Raw genomic sequence first — 16,989 nt, forward strand, 5'->3', positions numbered from 1 at the left:
CTATTCAATTATGAACCGACTTGCCCAGGAAACCAGCCCTTATTTATTGCAGCACGCTCACAATCCGGTCGACTGGTTTCCGTGGGGACCCGAAGCCCTGCAAAAAGCCGAGCGTGAGAATAAACCGATTCTGGTCAGTATTGGATATTCGGCCTGCCACTGGTGTCACGTGATGGAGCGCGAATCCTTTGAAAACGAGCAGGTTGCTTCCGTGATGAATGCCCATTTTGTCTGCATCAAAGTGGACCGCGAGGAACGGCCTGATGTCGATGCAATTTACATGGATGCCGTCCAGTCGATGGGCGTGCAGGGCGGCTGGCCGCTGAACGTCTTTCTGATGCCCGACGCCAAACCGTTCTATGGCCTGACTTATTTGCCACCCCGGCAGTGGATAAATTTGTTAACCAGCGTCCGGTCGGCTTTCGAGGAACACCCGGATCAGTTAGCTGAATCGGCTGACGGTTTTGCTAACCAGCTGAATATGAGCGTCAAAGAGCAATATTATCTGACGGATGCTGTTCCGGTTTTTACGCGCGATTTCCTGGAGACTATGTACCAAAAATTAGCCGCATCGTTCGATCCGGTGAAAGGCGGCCCCCGCCGGGCTCCCAAATTTCCGATGCCGAGTATTTACGGTTTTCTGCTGCGGTATTATCACATTACGAAAAATGAGGACGCGCTGAAACACATTCGCCGGACGCTGGATTACATGGCTTTGGGCGGAATTTATGATCAGATCGGTGGCGGTTTTTCCCGTTATTCCGTTGATGATCAGTGGTTTGCTCCGCACTTCGAAAAGATGCTTTACGATAATGGTCAGTTACTGACCCTGTATTCCGAAGCCTACAGCCTGACGCAGAGTCCGTTGTATCGAAAGACGGTTTTTCAAACGATCCAGTTTCTGCAGCGGGAATTGACCAGTCCCGAGGGCGGTTTTTATTCCGCGCTGGATGCCGACAGCGAAGGAGTGGAAGGCAAATTTTATACGTGGACGACAGCGGAATTACAAGCGGTTCTTGGCGATGATTTCAACTGGTTCAGCGAGTTATACCACATCGCGCCCGACGGCAATTGGGAGGAACACGAAGGTGTTGATCGAAACATTTTACATCGGGTGGTTTCGGACGAAGATTTCGCCCGGATGCAGGGTTTGTCGGCGGCCGAATTCGCGGAGAAACTTTCCAGAACGCACCAAAAATTAATGGCCACCCGGGACCAGCGAATCCGGCCCGGCCTGGATGATAAAATTCTGTGTTCCTGGAATGGCCTGATGCTGAAAGGCCTGGTTACGGCTTACCGGTTTTTTGGCGAAGCATCCTTTTTACAACTCGCCGAACGGAATGCCCGCTTTATTCAGGAGAAACTGACCCACCCGGAATCTGGCCAGCTCTGGCACAGTTACAAAACCGGCAAAGATAGTAAGCCAGGACTGTCCACGATTACTGCTTATCTGGAAGATTATGCGGCCGTGATTGATGGTTATCTTGCGCTGTACCAGGCCACATTTCAGGAATCGTATCTGACCGAAGCCGATCGGTTGGTCCGCTACACGCTTGATCATTTCTGGGATGAACAGGACCACTTATTCTTTTTCACCGATCAGGCAGCCGAAACCCTGATTGCCCGAAAAAAGGAGGTTTTTGATAATGTGATTCCGGCATCGAATTCGATGATGGCGCATAACCTCCACACACTGAGCCTGTTGCTGGAACAACCGATTGACGGATCACCCGCATACTCCGACCTGCTCGAAGCCATGATGGGCCGGGTGCAGCCTTTACTTCAACAAAATGCGGATTATTTGACCCATTGGGCCGCCCTTTACGCCATGCGGGTGCAGCCAACCGCGGAAATAGCCATCGTTGGGCCGGAAGCCAGCTCGTACCGTAACGAAATTGATCAGCGGTTTTATCCGAATAAAGTGTTGGCGGGTACGGAATCGGAAAGCAAATTGCCTTTATTGGAAAACCGGAAGGCAATTGGCGGGAAAACCGCCATCTACGTCTGCTACAATCGGGCCTGTCAGCTGCCCGTTACCGATGTCGGAGAAGCGTTCCGAAGTTTAGGAGAGAATCAATCGTAATGAGTTTGCCAGCATCATCCCGGGCCATCCTTTGATGATGTTGGGAAAAGATTAAATTACCTTAATCGTTTTTAAAACCGTATGAATCACGTTTGGAGCGGCTGTCCGGCTTTTCTGACTAAATATGGTCTTGCCGCTGATAATCTCCATATTTTTTGTCCGAAAATGCGTGCGACCTAATGAAGTGAGGATCAAGCCAACAGCAAGATAAAAACCGGCCAACATCAATCGATTTTTGAGTATCTTTTTCATATTAACTTCCAACGTAGCTCTACAATTTCCCGACTATTGGTTGGTTCGTCTCTGAACGAAATTGTGATTCAGTTTGGATAGTCAAAAGTAGTAGAGCCATATGAATATCTACTACGTAGTTTCCCCTGTTTTTCGGAGTGAAATATACCTTTTTTGCCCAGTCTTCCTCATTTGGTCTCAAAATGGACCCGTTCAGCAAAGTTTCTGACGTATCCTGCGAAGCCATTGACAGGTAAAAAGTATCTCTATCAGTCGACACCGATCAATCTTCTATCATCCAAAAATCTTGTACGTTATAATTAAAATTATGTAAGAAAATGATGGTAGATACCGTTTAAGTTTGTACCCTGATAATTGGGTTCGTAGATAGGATTGTCGCCATTTTCAGGCGAATTAATTACCAGACAACACCAATTCCAACTCACCCGTACCGAACGATTAACTGCTAACAATTATATGCTCCAATACACGGATTATTACTCCAATATGTGTTGTGTTGAAAACATGTTCGTTCGGTTAAGTTACCGACCAAACCCTAAAGCAGTTCTCGTTTTGACTAGTAATTCCAGCGAGGTGATTTTTGTATTCAATTACAATTAAGGTGCGGCTTTCCGGATTGCGCGGTTTTCTCCTTTTCAGCAATCGAATACGAACCAGTAAAGGTGATTTCTAAGTGATTGATCATTAAGCACAAGTTCGCGAATCGCATTCGGAAGTATCATGATCTACTGACAAATAAAAGTGAAACGCAAAGTCTAGGAAATCCGGTTTGGATTTTCGTTGATGAAGGCCGACCAGTCGCCTTTTTTGGATTTCTTGCCGGTCGATTTAGTGCCTGGAAGTGCATTTTTGTGAAAATGGTGGCAAATCGCAATCGCCAGTGCATCTGTCGCATCGAAAAACTCGGGATTCAGTTCGGCATTCAGCAAGTGGCTCACCATGTGCGAAACCTGCTCTTTGGAGGCATTCCCGTTTCCCGTTACCGATTGCTTCACTTTTCGGGGGGAGTACTCCACAATCGGAATACCCCGCGACAGAGCCGCTGCCATCGCCACGCCCTGCGCCCGGCCCAGTTTTAACATGGCCTGCACATTTTTTCCGAAAAACGGATCTTCAATCGCCATTTCATCGGGCAGATGCTCTTCGATGAGTTGAATCATCCGATCGAAGAGTTTCTTCAATTTCAACTCGTGGGTGCTATATTTGCTGAGGTGAATGACCCCGTATTGCATCATACTCATCTGATCCTTGTGGATTCGGATGACGCCATAGCCAGCAATCTGGGTACCAGGATCGACGCCCAGAATAATTTTGTCGTACGAATCTAGTTCAGAAGCAGCGAGTGGAATAGGCATGGAAATGTCGTACGGTATTTTATAAATAAGGTTATGCAAAGTAACGGGTTCGTCCCTCAAAGAACGTATTCAGCAACCAAAAAAATCGTTTTTTGGTCGAAAGTTGCCATTTTAACCCTCATTGTCAGTTACATAATTATTTCGCTGAATCGCCAGGAACACGACCTGCGCTCAGTTTGGGCGTATTGGCAAGCCGCCGACTGGTTCAGTTTCTCCGCTTTTGTCTTAATGCTGCTCACCCCGCTGAACTGGCTGCTGGAAGCCCTGAAATGGCAAATTCTGGTCCGACGGGTTGAGCCCATTTCTTTATTAGAAGCCACGCAGGGCGTTCTGGCGGGTCTGGCGATGGGTTTTGCGCTGCCGGCCCAACTGGGCGATACTGCCGGCAGATTGCTTTCCCTCCGCTCCGACCAACGCTGGCAGGGCATCGGGGCTGCGCTCGTATCGGGCGGCATGCAGTTTTTCGCAGCTGTTTTTTTCGGAACAATTGCACTTTATTTTCAGCTCCAGTCCGGCGTTCAGGATCTTTCGATGGCGCAATGGGTTCTCTTTTACGTTTTGGTCGCCCTAATGGGACTGGCCGTTTTGGTTGCCTGGCAACGGCATAAACTGGACGGGATTCAACACACCTGGTTTCGGCGCTGGGAAAAATACTGGGCCGTCGCTTCGCATTATACCGTCTTTGAATTGCTCCTGGCCTTCGGGGCGGCCTCGCTTCGGTACCTGACATTCTCGTTCCAGTTTTATCTGGCACTCGGCATTTTCGGAATCCACTTGCCGCTTCGCGAAACCGCTACGGGTATTGGGCTGGTGTACCTGGGAAAAACCATTATTCCGGCGTTCAATCTGCTGAGTGATTTAGGAGTTCGGGAGGCAACATCTCTTTATATATTCGGCCAGTGGCAGGTTCCGGCTCCTCAAATTTTGTCCGCGACCCTGACGCTCTGGCTATTCAATATCCTGGCACCGGTTTTTGTTGGTTTGTTCTGGGTCTGGAAGTTAAAGCTATCAAATAATTGATTTGCAATGTTTTATGCGCTCTTAAGTATATCAATAATTTATGCTTTATTCACCCTCATCCTCGCTATTAGCTGGTGGAGGATGCCGGTTTTTACCGTATTATCACCGGCTCATCTGACAAAACACCCCAAAATCAGCGTCATCATCCCGGTTCGCAACGAAGAACAAACCTTACCGCTTTTGCTTCGCGATTTACAGCAACAAACGTATCCATCTATCTATTTTGAGGTAATTGTTGCCGATGACTCATCCACCGATAACACGCTGAAAATCACACAGTCACTTATCCCGGATATGCCCTATGCCTTGCACCTACTGCCCCTTGCCAACGAACCGACGAGTTCGCCCAAAAAACGGGCTATCCGGCAGAGCATTTCCCGGGCAAGCGGGGATTTGATCGTCACCACCGACGGCGATTGCCGCGTTGGCCCAAAGTGGCTGGAAACTATTGCGGTTTTTTATTTGCAAACCGGCGCCCGATTGATCAGCGGTCCCATCAGTTTCAACCGCGATCATTCGTTTTTTGGCGACCTCCAAACCGTCGAAAGCAGCAGCCTCATCGGCGCCGGTGCCTGCACAATGGCAATGGGCTCGCCTACTATGTGCAATGGTGCCAATTTAACTTACGAAAAGCGGGTTTTTGAAGAGGTAGGCGGTTTTGACGGCATCGACCACGTAGCCTCAGGCGACGACGAACTGCTTATGCACAAGGTCGCCATTCGGTTTCCTAACAGTGTTAAGTTCCTTAAAAGTCCGGATGCAATTGTGCATACCGCCCCGCAGCCAACCTTGAAATCGTTTTACCACCAGCGGAAAAGATGGGCCAGCAAATGGCGGGCTTACGAAAGCATTTTACCTTCGCTCCTGGCGGTTTTTATCTTTGCCAGTAACATCGCCTTACCTGTTGCGGTCTTGAGTTATTTTTTTTCGAGCCTGACGGCTTATCAACTTATCGGCATCCTGGCCTTGAAAGCTGTTCCCGAGTGGTTATTTTTGGGTTCTGTTTTAACGTTCTTGAAAAAAGAACGGGTTATTTCCTGGATTCCGGTCACGCAGTTGATCTATCCCTTTTACGTTGTTTTTTTTGGATTGGCGGCTCAGCAAAAAGGTTTTCAGTGGAAAGGCCGGGCATTGCGTTAACCACACCCAAACCGCATTGGCGAACGGATTCTATGTTTTTACATAAAACCAATTTTCTCCTCCGGGCCTTTTTCCCCCGTTACGAATGGCGCGTTCGGACGACGGAGAAAGTGATTTACCTGACGTTTGACGACGGCCCGATTCCGGAAGTCACTGAATTTGTGTTGGAAAACCTCCGAAATCATCAGGCCAAAGCAACATTTTTCTGCATTGGCGATAATGTGAAGAAGCATCCCGGCATTTTCAATCTGGTTAAAAATGCCGGACATTCAATTGGTAATCATACCTTTAATCATCTTAACGGTTGGAAAACCGAAGACCAGCCATATCTGGCTAATTTTCACCAATGTCAGCAACAACTGGGCGTTCCGACCCGGCTTTTTCGCCCGCCTTACGGCCGCATGAAGGGGAGTCAGGGCACCGAAGTTCTGAAAACGCACGACGTGATTATGTGGGATGTGCTGACGGGTGATTTTTCCCAGTCCCTGCAGCCGGAGTTAATTTTGCAGAAAACGCTGAAATATACCGAACCGGGTTCTATTGTCCTGTTTCACGACAGCATTAAAGCCTGGCCCCGAATGAGTTACGCACTCCCTCGGGTCCTTTCCCACTTTTCCGAATTGGGTTACCGCTTCGACGGACTACCACAAATGTCCGGTCTCAGGACCCCGGCCCCGTGAACATTGACGTAAGCATTCTGATTGCTGCCCGCAACGAGGAAGAAACTATTTTGCGTTGCCTTCAAGCCATTGACCGACTCGATTACCCGACGGATCGCTACGAAGTATTGATTGGAAATGATCAGTCGGAAGATAAAACCGGTGAATTGATCGCCGATTTCATTCGGAACAAACCGCACTTCCGCCTATTTACGATTACCGAACGCGTTGGAAAACAGGCTGGTAAAGCCAATGTGCTGGCGCAACTTGCACAGCACGCTCAAGGCCGGTTTTTCTTATTTACCGACGCTGATTGTGAAGTGCCATCCGGATGGATTTCCCATATGCTAAAACCCTTCGAACGAGATCAAATCGGAATTTTAACAGGTTCCACGCAGATTTTCGGGCATAGCGTTTTTCAAAAACTACAGGCTGTCGACTGGTTTTACGGCCAGTATCTGATCTGGCAATTCGCCAATCTGGGCATTCCGATTACGGCGATGGGCAACAACATGGCGGTTCGCCGGACCGCTTACGATACGGTAGGTGGTTACGAAAACCTGCCATTTTCGGTCGTCGAAGATTACCAATTGTTTACCGAGATTATTCACCAGCGGTTTTCGTTTGCCCATCTGTTCAACGCCGAGGTGCTGGCAACAACCCGACCGTTACCAAACTGGAAGAGTTGGTTGCAACAACGAAAACGCTGGATGGTTGGGGCGCTGCAACTACCAGTTTATTTTATCGTTTTATTTCTGTTGCAACTGCTATTTTATCCGTTCATGATTACCCTGGCCATTTGGTATCCATCCGTGGCTCTCGCGGTCTGGATGGTCAAATTTGGTACGCAAACGGCCCAATTGCTCTGGATTCTGAATCGGTTTCGGCGGTGGGACTTGCTTCCGTACCTGATCGGTTTTGAGTTTTACCTGCACATTGGTTATTTCATTTCGTTAGTTTTCTATTTGTTACCGACTAAAGTGGTCTGGAAAGGCCGAACTTATTCATGATTGACACCCACGCCCATATTTACGACCTTCAATTTGACGATAAGGAAGCCATGCTGACGGCCGCCGAACAACAGGGCGTTTCCCAGATCTGGATGCCTAATTGCGCCAAAGAAACCATCGAAGGCATGATGGCGCTGGCCGGGCAATACCCGGATCGATGCCTGCCGATGATGGGCTTGCACCCCTGCTATGTTTGTGAAACCGTGGATGACGAGCTGGCGGCCGTTGAAGAGTGGCTAAACCGCTATCCATTCATTGCGATCGGCGAAATTGGGCTGGATTTTTACTGGGATCTCACGCACGTCGATCGCCAGTTTGAAGCGTTTACCACGCAATTGCAGTGGGCTTCCCGGCGAAATTTATCGATTTCCATTCACAGTCGTTCGGCGGCCAACGGCGGTCGGAATGCCTTCGCCGAAGCCGCCGATCTGATCGAAAAACTGGCATTGCCGAACCTGAGCGGTATTTTTCACTGCTTTGTCGGCACCGTCGAAGAGGCTCGGCGAGCCATCGATCTGGGTTTTAAACTTGGAATCGGCGGGGTTTCTACCTTTAAAAACGGCGGTTTGGACAAAGTTCTGCCGCACATCGATCTCGAACATCTGGTGCTCGAAACCGATGCCCCCTATCTGGCGCCCGTTCCCTATCGCGGAAAACGCAATGAACCGGCATACCAGAAACTGATTGCCCAGCGGGTGGCCGATTTGAAGCAATTACCGCTAAGCCTCGTCGATGAACAGACCACCCGAAATGCTCAACAATTATTGAAACGTTAACGATGTATCGAACCATCCATATTAATCCGGTTTTGCCGGGTCAATCGCGCTCGTCGGTCCTGGTGATTTACACCGGGGGCACCCTGGGAATGGTATACGACCGACAAAACGACCAGCTTGTGCCCTTCGATTTTGACCAGGTTTTGGACCGCGTACCCGAAATCCGGCGGCTGGATTTTGAATTGACGGTTATTGTTCTGAACGAATTGATCGATTCGTCGAACATGAAACCGACGAACTGGATCAATCTCGGGCGAATTATTCGGGAAAATTACGATGCGTACGACAGTTTTGTCATTTTGCACGGAACCGATACGATGGCCTACACGGCTTCGGCGCTCAGTTTTTTACTCGACGGTCTGAACAAACCGGTCATCCTGACGGGCGCGCAATTACCGATTGGGGTAGCCCGTTCCGATGCGCGTGAAAATTTCATTACGGCAATGGAAATCGCGGCTGCCCAGGAAAACGGTCGTCCGATGGTGCCGGAAGTCTGCATTTACTTCAACTCACTTTTGCTGCGCGGAAACCGGGCCAAGAAAAAAGAAAGCGTTCATTTCAATGCTTTTCACTCCGAAAACTACCCGCACCTGGCGATGGCCGGAGTCAACATTGAGTACAATACGCCATTTATTCGTTCCTACTCACCAGATTCCGGGTTGATGGTTTACGAAGAGATGGACACCCACGTGGTCGCTTTGCCGCTTTTTCCGGGAATCAATCACAAGATTATCAGTTCGATTTTGGGCATTCCGGGCTTGAAAGGGCTGGTTCTCGAAAGTTATGGTGCCGGAAATGCACCGACCGAAACTTGGTTTTTACATGCACTGGAACACGCCGTTGAGCGCGGATTGACCATTTTTAACGTCTCCCAGTGCGACGGCGGTCGGGTGACGCAGGGTCGGTACCAAACCAGCAAGCATCTGGACAAAATCGGTGTGTTGAGTGGCAGTGACATCACGATGGAAGCCGCCATTACGAAGTTGATGTTCCTGCTCGCCAATGAAGCGGACCCTGAACGGCTGAAAAAACGCCTGATTGAACCGATATGTGGCGAAATGAGTCTGTAACGTTTCAAAACCGGTTGTAATTTTCAGGAATTACCGACATCTTTGCAACCCGAATTACCCAGAGAGGTGTCCGAGTGGTTGAAGGAGCACGCCTGGAAAGTGTGTATACGTCTAAAGCGTATCGAGGGTTCGAATCCCTTCCTCTCTGCAAAGGTTTTAAATAATCGATTAACCCGCCTGTAACCAGCGGGTTATTTTGTTTTAAAGTCAATAACTTCCGATGCCCTGAATTTGCAGGCACCGTGGCTTTGCCGAAGCAGTTTTGATCGCCGGTACCAGTTTTTAATTCAGTCTGTTCTATGATCGAAGATAAATCCGCTATCGCCACTGCATCAAGGCGGAATTGAAGGCTTCCTCAACCCGACGGCGGGGGTTGTGAAAATAAATCATTCCGTGGCCGGGGAGCATCAGATCGGTGTCAACTTTGGCAAACCGCCTTAACGATTCCGTGTAGATTTTTTTGTTGAAATCGATCGAACCGCTCCAGCCAAAATCGCCACTCAGCAACGTTCCAATTACATCTCCGCTGATAACCACCCGTTTCCGTTCCCAATTAAAGAGAAAAGCCGTACAGCCCATACTGTGACCGGGTAAATGCATCACTTCCATTTCAACGCCCAGGAGCTCAATCCGCTGGCCGTCCACAACGATTTGGTCTACCGTGAATGGCTGGAATGTTTTATGATACAGAAAACCGCAACAACGTTCGTCGCCGGACGCAACGGCTTCGGCGGTTTCGCCGATGGCGATAAACTTTACCCCTCGTTCCTTCAGCAAATGACCACCCCCGGCATGGTCCAGGTGAGCGTGGGTCAGGATGCAATAGCGAATCTCGTCGGGCGACAGGTCCCAGTACCACATGTTAGCAAATAGTTGATCCAGCGTGTCACCGCAGCCGCAATCGAACAGAATCAAGCCTTCCGGGGTCTTCAAAACGTACGAGTTCGCGTCGTTCCACAATGCCCCCGGCTGATCGAAAGTAATCCCGTTTAAATCACCGCCAACCTGATATAAATTTTTAAGTATCTGCATGAACTGAGGTTTACATTTTAGGGGTTCACGAGTACAATACCGATTAGCAGGCTACATCAGGCTATTCAGCGGGCGGAAATTGTTTTAATCGTTCCTTGCCCCTCAGCCAAAAACCGGATCGGACGGTAGGATCCTATTATTTTTGTCCCAAAACCTAAGATAGTTGTCCGGCTCTGCCCAACATTTCTTACTTTTCCGCCTTCAACTACAAAATTCACCCATTACCTATGGAAATCAAACGGAATGCCTCCGCTCATTGGGAAGGCTCAGGTAAAGAAGGAAAAGGTACTATCACGACGGCCAGCACGGTTTTGAAAGAAACCCAGTATTCGTTCAACACCCGGTTTGCCGACGGCGTTGGTACCAACCCGGAAGAACTCGTTGCGGCCGCTCACGCGGGCTGTTTCTCCATGAAACTTGCCTTCAATATTCAGGAGGCCGGTTTTACCGCCACGTCCATCGACACAAAAGCTGTCGTCGCGCTCGACACAAACTCCGGCAGCATCAGCAGTTCTAAATTGACGGTAACTGCCAGCGTCCCTGATCTGACAAAAGAAAAGTTTGATGAACTGGTTGCGGATGCCGAAAAAAACTGCCCGATTTCAAAGTTGTTTAATACCGCCATCAGCGTCGAAGCAACCTTGGCTTAGGGTATACAAGCAAACTAATGGCCCCGGGCGAGGAGTGAAATCGACTCCTTGTCCGGGGTTGTTATTTATTGAATATTTCCAATTTTTGGCCTGTCATTTGCTGTTCGCATATAATAAATCGGCCGGATTTCGTTCTATAGCGTAAAGTCCCGAATATTCCATTTTATCTATAATAACCCCCAATGACCCAATGAGACTAATCGCTATTTTTTTCGTCCTTGTGTTAGGTTTTTCTTCCTGTAAAAAAGGAGGGTCTGGTGCGGAGGATGTTGATCCGCGAGAGCAGTATGTAGGCATTTACGACATTGATTATTCATCAAAAACCATTATTGGCTCCATCGATTTCAATGAAGACAGTGGAAAAGGTACCGTTACTGTCAGCAAAGGTGACGCAGCGAATGAAATCAAATTAGCCATTGCCTTTCCAGGTGTCAGTTCAACGGAGGTCGCCAAACTGTCGGGAACCAAGTTCACCCTAAACCGCACGCGCGATCAGCTGGCTTTAGGAAATAAATCTTACGATGCGGAATTTACCGGTAGCGGCCTGTTCGAGGGGAAAAATATGACGATTACCTCCGTCACCAAAATGAATCAGAACGGCACGGTGGTTCAATGGACCCGCGCTTACAAGGGAAGCAAACGATAAGCAGCTTTCACTCTACGAAAAGTCCACCTGGTCCGTTTGTTACCGGGTGGACTTTTTTTGTTTACCGTCTAATTTAGCGGTATTTTTACTTCCAGCAGCATTTTAACCATACCATCCTAGTGGCAGTGTATCCCGACCATATCCGATTGCTTTTTGGACTGAAACTGAAACAAATCCGGTTGGATAAAGGATTGTCGACCAGTGAACTGGCCCAGATTTCGGGGCTTTCCGTATCGTACCTGACCGAGATCGAAAAAGGCCGAAAATACCCCAAAACCGATAAGATTGCCGCCCTCGCCAGTGCGATGAATGTTGAGTACGATACCCTGGTTTCGCTGAAATTAAGTAAGAAACTGGAACCCATTTCCGAGCTCCTCCGCTCCCGGTTTCTGACCGAAATTCCGCTCGAACTCCTCGGTATCGATCCTTCCGACCTACTCGAATTGCTGGCGGAGGCACCTGCGAAAGTAAGTGCCATGATTTCCACGGTGATGAACATTGGACGCAGTTACCATGTCAGCGTCGAACGCCTGTACATGGCGGTTTTGCGGTCGTATCAGGAAATGCACGACAATTATTTCGAAGACATCGAGCTGGAGGGCGACCGGTTTTTGACGGAATTTGCGTCGAGTCATTCGCAGGTTGACGAAATCCTGTTAACCAGTATCTTACGAAATCATTACAATTACACGATCCACTATTTTAGCCGCGAAACCAACCCGGAGTTGGCCGGGTTACGCTCTATTTTTCGTCCCGAATCCGGCATCTTGTACCTCAACCGCCACCTTTCCGCCGAGCAGAAAACCTTCATTCTGGCGCGCGAAGTCGGGTTTCAATACCTCAATCTCAAAATCCGGCCTTACACGTATTCGTACGTGGAAGTGGAATCGTTCGAGCAGATTCTCAACAATTACAAAGCGTCGTATTTTGCCGGAACGATTCTGATTCGGCGGGAAGACCTAATCACCCGCCTGAAGGTTATTTTCGATCAGCCCGCGTGGAGCAATGAGGCTTTTCTACAATTGATCGAGTCGTTTCATGCCACCCCTGAGCGTTTCTTTTACCGGCTCAGCAACCTCCTGCCCAAACACTTTGGAATCGACCAGTTATTTTTCTACCGATTCAACAATACCTCGGGGCAACTCAATTTCCACCTGACGAAAGAAATGCACCTGACTCGCCAGCAGGGACCTAAAAGCATGGTCGACGAGCATTATTGCCGCCGGTGGGTAGCCCTCACGATTTTGCAGGAGCTGGCATTTCTACAAAAAAACAAAAATTACGACGGGGCACTGTGCCAATCGCAGCTTTCGACTTACGCCGACACCGGAAATACTTTCTTTATCGTTTCGGTAGCACAGTCCTATCAGCCTCATCAACAGCAGAATATGAGCGTATCGATGTGTTTTAAACTGACCGATACACTCCGGAGTAAGATGCGATTTTTGAATCCGCTGGCTCCCAATATTTCCCAGCGCATCGTCAACGAAGCCTGCGAACGATGCGGTATTTTCGACTGCCGCGAACGCGTTGCCGCCCCAACCGGCCTCCAGAAAAAGCGCCAGGTCGACGCGATGAAAAAAGCGCTCGAGGAGCTGAAATGACGATTGACCATTGACGATCGACAACGGACAATGGTCAATGGTCGATCGTCATTTAAAAGCCCCTATTCCGGTGATTTCATTTCCCAAAATCAGCAGATGAATGTCGTGGGTACCTTCGTAAGTTACGACGGATTCCAGATTCATCAGGTGACGCATGATGGGATAATCGCCGGAAATGCCCATCGCTCCGTGGATTTGGCGGGCTTCGCGGGCTACCTTTAACGCCATTTCAACATTATTCCGCTTTGCCAGCGAGATTTGGGCTGTGGTGGCCTTCCCTTCGTTCTTTAAAACGCCCAAACGCCAGCAAATCAATTGCGCCTTTGTGATTTCGGTGAGCATTTCCGCCAGTTTCTTCTGAACCAACTGAAATGACGCAATGGGTTTACCGAATTGCTGACGTTCAAGGGAGTACCGCAGCGCGGAATAGTAACAATCCATCGCTGCCCCAACGACACCCCAGGCAATCCCGTAGCGCGCCTGATCGAGACATTGCAGGGGGCTTTTCAGGCCATCGGCCAGGAGCAGGCGGTTTTCCTTCGGCACTTTTACATCCTGAAACACCAGTTCGCCCGTTGCACTGGCGCGTAACGACCATTTGTTGTGAATTTCGGGGGCCGAAAAACCGCCCATTCCGCGCTCAACGATCAGCCCCTGAACGCGCCCCTGTTCGTTTTTAGCCCAAACCACCGCCAGGTCAGCCACCGGCGAGTTGGTGATCCACAGCTTTGAACCATTCAAAAGGTAATGATCTTCACGTTCGACGAACGAGGTCTGCATACCGGCAGGATTGGAACCGTGATCCGGCTCGGTCAGGCCAAAACATCCCAAAAGCTCGCCCGAAGCCAGTTTGGGCAGGTATTTTTGCTTCTGCTCTTCCGAGCCAAAGTTGTAAATCGGCCACATAACGAGCGAGCTTTGCACCGACACGCAGGACCGCATTCCCGAATCGCCCCGCTCAATTTCCTGCATCATTAGTCCGTAGGCAATGGCATCGAGTCCGCCCCCGCCGTATTGAGCCGGAATGGTTGGCCCGAACGCGCCGATTTCTCCGAACTTCCGGGGCATGAAAGTCGGAAATTCGGCCCGCTGCGCCCAGTCCTCGATTTGCGGACTGATTTCGCGATTTACAAAATCCCGGATGGCCGAGCGAACCAGCTTCTGGTCTTCCGTCAGCAAGTCGTCAATGCCGTAAAAATCCGGGGGCCCAAAACCGGTTGTTTTCGAATGAGTTGACATGGTACACAGAAAACTAAATCTGCCAGGTCTCTTTATGATCTGGCAGATTTGATGATGTAAACTTTAGATAATGGCGAAACCTGTCAGGTCTTTAAGACCTGACAGGTTTTTAAATTTTGCTGCTTCAGTTCAGCAGAACACCAACTTCGGCCGCCGAAGCCCAGTTCTCATTCTCATTCACCGACGAAAGCGCAACCAGCTTGATAAACCGGGCTTTCTGCGGACTGGCAAACGGGATTTCCTGCTTCACCGGGTTGTTTTTAATGTTGGCAAACGAACTGTTCTCCAAAACCGGTTTCCATTCTTTTCCGTTTTCACTCACGAAAAAGCTGTACTGGTAAATCGTTCCGCCCGATTGCCCGTCCTGCCTTGGTGTATACGTAAAGCCTTTCAGATTCAGGTTTTCGCCCAAATCAATCACCAGTTCGTGCGGGTGCTTTTTACTTCCCTCCTGCCGGGCGGTTTGCCAGATGGTTCGGGGATTCGAATCGATGGCGCGGCTGGCCAAACTCCGGCCGCTCTCCTCACCAACAACCGACCATTTCTCCGGGGCCAGATCGAACGAGGCCGGAATGATTTCCGACGATTCGGTGCCGTTTTTGATAAACGCCCGCGCCTTGATTGTCCCACCTTTCGCGTAGTTGAAGGGTGCGGTATACCGGGTCGATGCCAGCGTTGGTTCGCTGCCATCGGTTGTATACCGAATGATCGGGTCGGCTACTTCGGACGAGATCGTCACCACGCCCTGTTTGTTGCGGGCAATTTCGGGGTTGGACAATAACTCAGGCGCTTTGTAGATTGCGATTTCCGACAAAACCGGGCAAGCGTTGGCTTCCAGAATACTAACCCGCACTTTGGCGGTTTTTAACGTCGGAAACACCAGAATGCGCTTGTAACCAATGGTCGTTTGCTGGTCGACCAATACGAACTGGCTGCCGTTCCAGGCTTCAACCTTGAACGATTTGACCCGTTGCCCCAACGGGATGTATTCCTGCAAAACGACCCGGTTTATTTCCGTCGGTTTACCCAGATCAATCACAATAGAACCTTGACGAATAGCGTCATCCGTGGTCCAGTACGAGTCGAATTTTCCATCAATTAAGTTGCTGGCGGCAAACTGCGTATCCTTTCCCCGAACCGACGAAGCGGTGGCTGTTTTGCCGATTGCCAGATTGGTTTTGAATGATTCAACGACGGTTTTCCGGAATTCCATCAGGCGCGTCGAATCGTTGGGATGAATCAGCCCTTCGCGGGAAACCGGTACGTTCAGCAGCAAATTTCCGTTCCGGCCCACCGACGAATAATAGATTTTCATCAGGTGCGTCAGGGTTTTTACCCGATCGTCGGTATCGGGGCTGTAAAACCAGCCCGGCCGAATCGACACATCAACCTCCGCCGGAATCCAGTATTTCCCGTTTTCGTTGCCGGTATTGAGCACCTGCGTCGACGGAGCCGCGCTGCCCATCCCGAAACCGTCGGTGTTCAACGTCGACCAGTTGGTTTCTCCAGCTATACCGGACTCATTCCCCATCCAGCGGCAGCCCGGGCCAATGTCGCTGAAAATGATGGCTTTGGGCTGGTGTTTGAAAACCACTCCCCGAAACAGATTCCAGTCGTATTCCTGCCGTTTGCCGTTCGGCCCTTCGCCGTTGGCGCCGTCGAACCACTGTTCGAACACATCGCCGTAACTACTCAGCACTTCGTTGAGGGTATTGGCAAAAATCTGGTTGTATTCCGGCGTTCCGTAGGCCGGATGGTTCCGGTCCCAGGGCGAGAGGTAAACGCCAAATTTCAGCCCGTATTCCTTACAGGCATTCGACAATTCACGCAAAACGTCGCCCTGTCCATTTTTCCACGCACTCTCCCGCACGGTATGTTTGCTAAATTTGCTCGGCCAGAGACAAAAACCGTCGTGGTGCTTAGCGGTAATAATAATGGCCTTCATCCCGGCAGCCTTGGCCGTTCGCGCCCACTGACGGGCATCGAGACGCGTCGGATTGAAGACCTTGGGATCCTCATCACCGTGTCCCCATTCCTTGTTGGTAAACGTATTAGGCCCAAAGTGAATAAACATGTAGTATTCCATTTGCTGCCACTGCACCTGCTGCGGACTTGGAACCGCGCCGTAGGGCGCAGGCGGAGCGGTTTTTTGGGCGACTAATCGAACCGTACTCAATAAAACGAAAAGAAGTATTTTTTTCATTGAAAATGGGGTTAACCCTGTCAGCGCCGGGCCGTCGCTACGGTCGCAAACCCTGACAGCGGTAAAATTAATGCGGTAGAAATAATAATGTAGCAAGCACTCAAACGCACCCACCACAGGGATAAAAGTAGTTCACTTTTCTGCAATTGGTAAAGGGAACTACCGGTTTTTTTGAGGAGTTTAAAGCGAAATTCTGGCGGAACCCCCGTCAGGGCCTTTGGCCGCTGACGGGGGTTGAACTAATTTTACC

Annotated in this window: 15 protein-coding genes and 1 tRNA gene; 11 read left to right on the forward strand and 5 right to left on the reverse strand. The window is 49.7% G+C overall.

Features of this window, described 5'->3' with window-relative positions; translation table 11 throughout:
- Nucleotides 1-10: 10 nt before the first annotated feature.
- Nucleotides 11-2,083, forward strand: coding sequence for a thioredoxin domain-containing protein (locus GJJ30_RS20650; RefSeq protein ID WP_154177090.1), 2,073 nt, complete (start codon nt 11-13; stop codon nt 2,081-2,083).
- Nucleotides 2,084-2,134: 51 nt separating this feature from the next.
- Here GJJ30_RS20650 and GJJ30_RS20655 read toward each other — a convergent pair whose 3' ends face one another.
- Together GJJ30_RS20655 and ruvC are read right to left on the reverse strand one after the other, a co-directional pair.
- Nucleotides 2,135-2,335: a hypothetical protein gene (locus GJJ30_RS20655; protein WP_154177091.1), complete on the reverse strand. Its 201-nt coding sequence runs from the start codon at nt 2,333-2,335 to the stop codon at nt 2,135-2,137.
- A gap of 755 nt (nt 2,336-3,090) precedes the next feature.
- On the reverse strand, nt 3,091-3,690 hold the full coding sequence (gene ruvC, locus GJJ30_RS20660; RefSeq protein WP_154177092.1) for a crossover junction endodeoxyribonuclease RuvC: 600 nt from the start codon (nt 3,688-3,690) through the stop codon (nt 3,091-3,093).
- Between the two features lie 33 nt (nt 3,691-3,723).
- Here ruvC and GJJ30_RS20665 point away from each other — a divergent pair, with 33 nt between their 5' ends.
- The 7 genes from GJJ30_RS20665 to GJJ30_RS20695 all read left to right on the forward strand — a co-directional run bounded on the left by GJJ30_RS20665 (nt 3,724) and on the right by GJJ30_RS20695 (nt 9,513).
- The gene (locus tag GJJ30_RS20665; RefSeq protein WP_154177093.1) at nt 3,724-4,710 is read left to right on the forward strand and encodes a lysylphosphatidylglycerol synthase transmembrane domain-containing protein; all 987 of its coding nucleotides are present in this window, start codon (nt 3,724-3,726) and stop codon (nt 4,708-4,710) included.
- A 6-nt stretch (nt 4,711-4,716) separates the two neighbouring features.
- Nucleotides 4,717-5,850, forward strand: coding sequence for a glycosyltransferase (locus GJJ30_RS20670; protein ID WP_154177094.1), 1,134 nt, complete (start codon nt 4,717-4,719; stop codon nt 5,848-5,850).
- A gap of 32 nt (nt 5,851-5,882) precedes the next feature.
- Nucleotides 5,883-6,530: a polysaccharide deacetylase family protein gene (locus GJJ30_RS20675; RefSeq protein WP_154177095.1), complete on the forward strand. Its 648-nt coding sequence runs from the start codon at nt 5,883-5,885 to the stop codon at nt 6,528-6,530.
- Entirely contained in the window at nt 6,527-7,519 is a 993-nt protein-coding gene (locus GJJ30_RS20680; RefSeq protein ID WP_170299239.1) for a glycosyltransferase, read from the forward strand. Before GJJ30_RS20675 ends, GJJ30_RS20680 begins: the two co-directional genes overlap by 4 nt.
- A complete protein-coding gene (locus GJJ30_RS20685) occupies nt 7,516-8,295 on the forward strand; it encodes a TatD family hydrolase (RefSeq protein WP_154177097.1) in 780 nt (259 codons plus the stop codon). Before GJJ30_RS20680 ends, GJJ30_RS20685 begins: the two co-directional genes overlap by 4 nt.
- A 2-nt stretch (nt 8,296-8,297) precedes the next feature.
- Nucleotides 8,298-9,365, forward strand: a complete 1,068-nt coding sequence (locus GJJ30_RS20690; protein WP_154177098.1) for an asparaginase — start codon at nt 8,298-8,300, stop codon at nt 9,363-9,365.
- Nucleotides 9,366-9,425: 60 nt separating this feature from the next.
- A tRNA-Ser gene (locus GJJ30_RS20695) sits at nt 9,426-9,513 on the forward strand.
- Between the two features lie 170 nt (nt 9,514-9,683).
- On the opposite strand, the gene GJJ30_RS20700 is transcribed toward GJJ30_RS20695, so the two are convergent.
- Nucleotides 9,684-10,397 (reverse strand): MBL fold metallo-hydrolase, encoded by a 714-nt coding sequence (locus GJJ30_RS20700; RefSeq protein ID WP_154177099.1) that lies wholly within the window; start codon nt 10,395-10,397, stop codon nt 9,684-9,686.
- Nucleotides 10,398-10,624: 227 nt separating this feature from the next.
- On the opposite strand from GJJ30_RS20700, the gene GJJ30_RS20705 reads away from it, so the two are divergent.
- The 3 genes from GJJ30_RS20705 (at nt 10,625) to GJJ30_RS20715 (ending at nt 13,297) form a co-directional block, all read left to right on the forward strand.
- The gene (locus GJJ30_RS20705; protein ID WP_154177100.1) at nt 10,625-11,047 is read left to right on the forward strand and encodes an OsmC family protein; all 423 of its coding nucleotides are present in this window, start codon (nt 10,625-10,627) and stop codon (nt 11,045-11,047) included.
- Nucleotides 11,048-11,237: 190 nt separating this feature from the next.
- Nucleotides 11,238-11,693, forward strand: coding sequence for a hypothetical protein (locus tag GJJ30_RS20710; RefSeq protein ID WP_154177101.1), 456 nt, complete (start codon nt 11,238-11,240; stop codon nt 11,691-11,693).
- Between the two features lie 119 nt (nt 11,694-11,812).
- On the forward strand, nt 11,813-13,297 hold the full coding sequence (locus tag GJJ30_RS20715) for a helix-turn-helix domain-containing protein (RefSeq protein ID WP_310588350.1): 1,485 nt from the start codon (nt 11,813-11,815) through the stop codon (nt 13,295-13,297).
- A gap of 48 nt (nt 13,298-13,345) precedes the next feature.
- On the opposite strand, the gene GJJ30_RS20720 is transcribed toward GJJ30_RS20715, so the two are convergent.
- Both GJJ30_RS20720 and GJJ30_RS20725 read right to left on the reverse strand, forming a co-directional pair.
- Nucleotides 13,346-14,536, reverse strand: a complete 1,191-nt coding sequence (locus GJJ30_RS20720) for an acyl-CoA dehydrogenase family protein (RefSeq protein ID WP_154177102.1) — start codon at nt 14,534-14,536, stop codon at nt 13,346-13,348.
- Between the two features lie 124 nt (nt 14,537-14,660).
- Nucleotides 14,661-16,739: an alpha-L-fucosidase gene (locus GJJ30_RS20725; protein ID WP_154177103.1), complete on the reverse strand. Its 2,079-nt coding sequence runs from the start codon at nt 16,737-16,739 to the stop codon at nt 14,661-14,663.
- Nucleotides 16,740-16,989: the final 250 nt, after the last annotated feature.

It is taken from the genome of Larkinella terrae, from assembly GCF_009668025.1.
GTDB lineage: Bacteria > Bacteroidota > Bacteroidia > Cytophagales > Spirosomataceae > Larkinella > Larkinella terrae.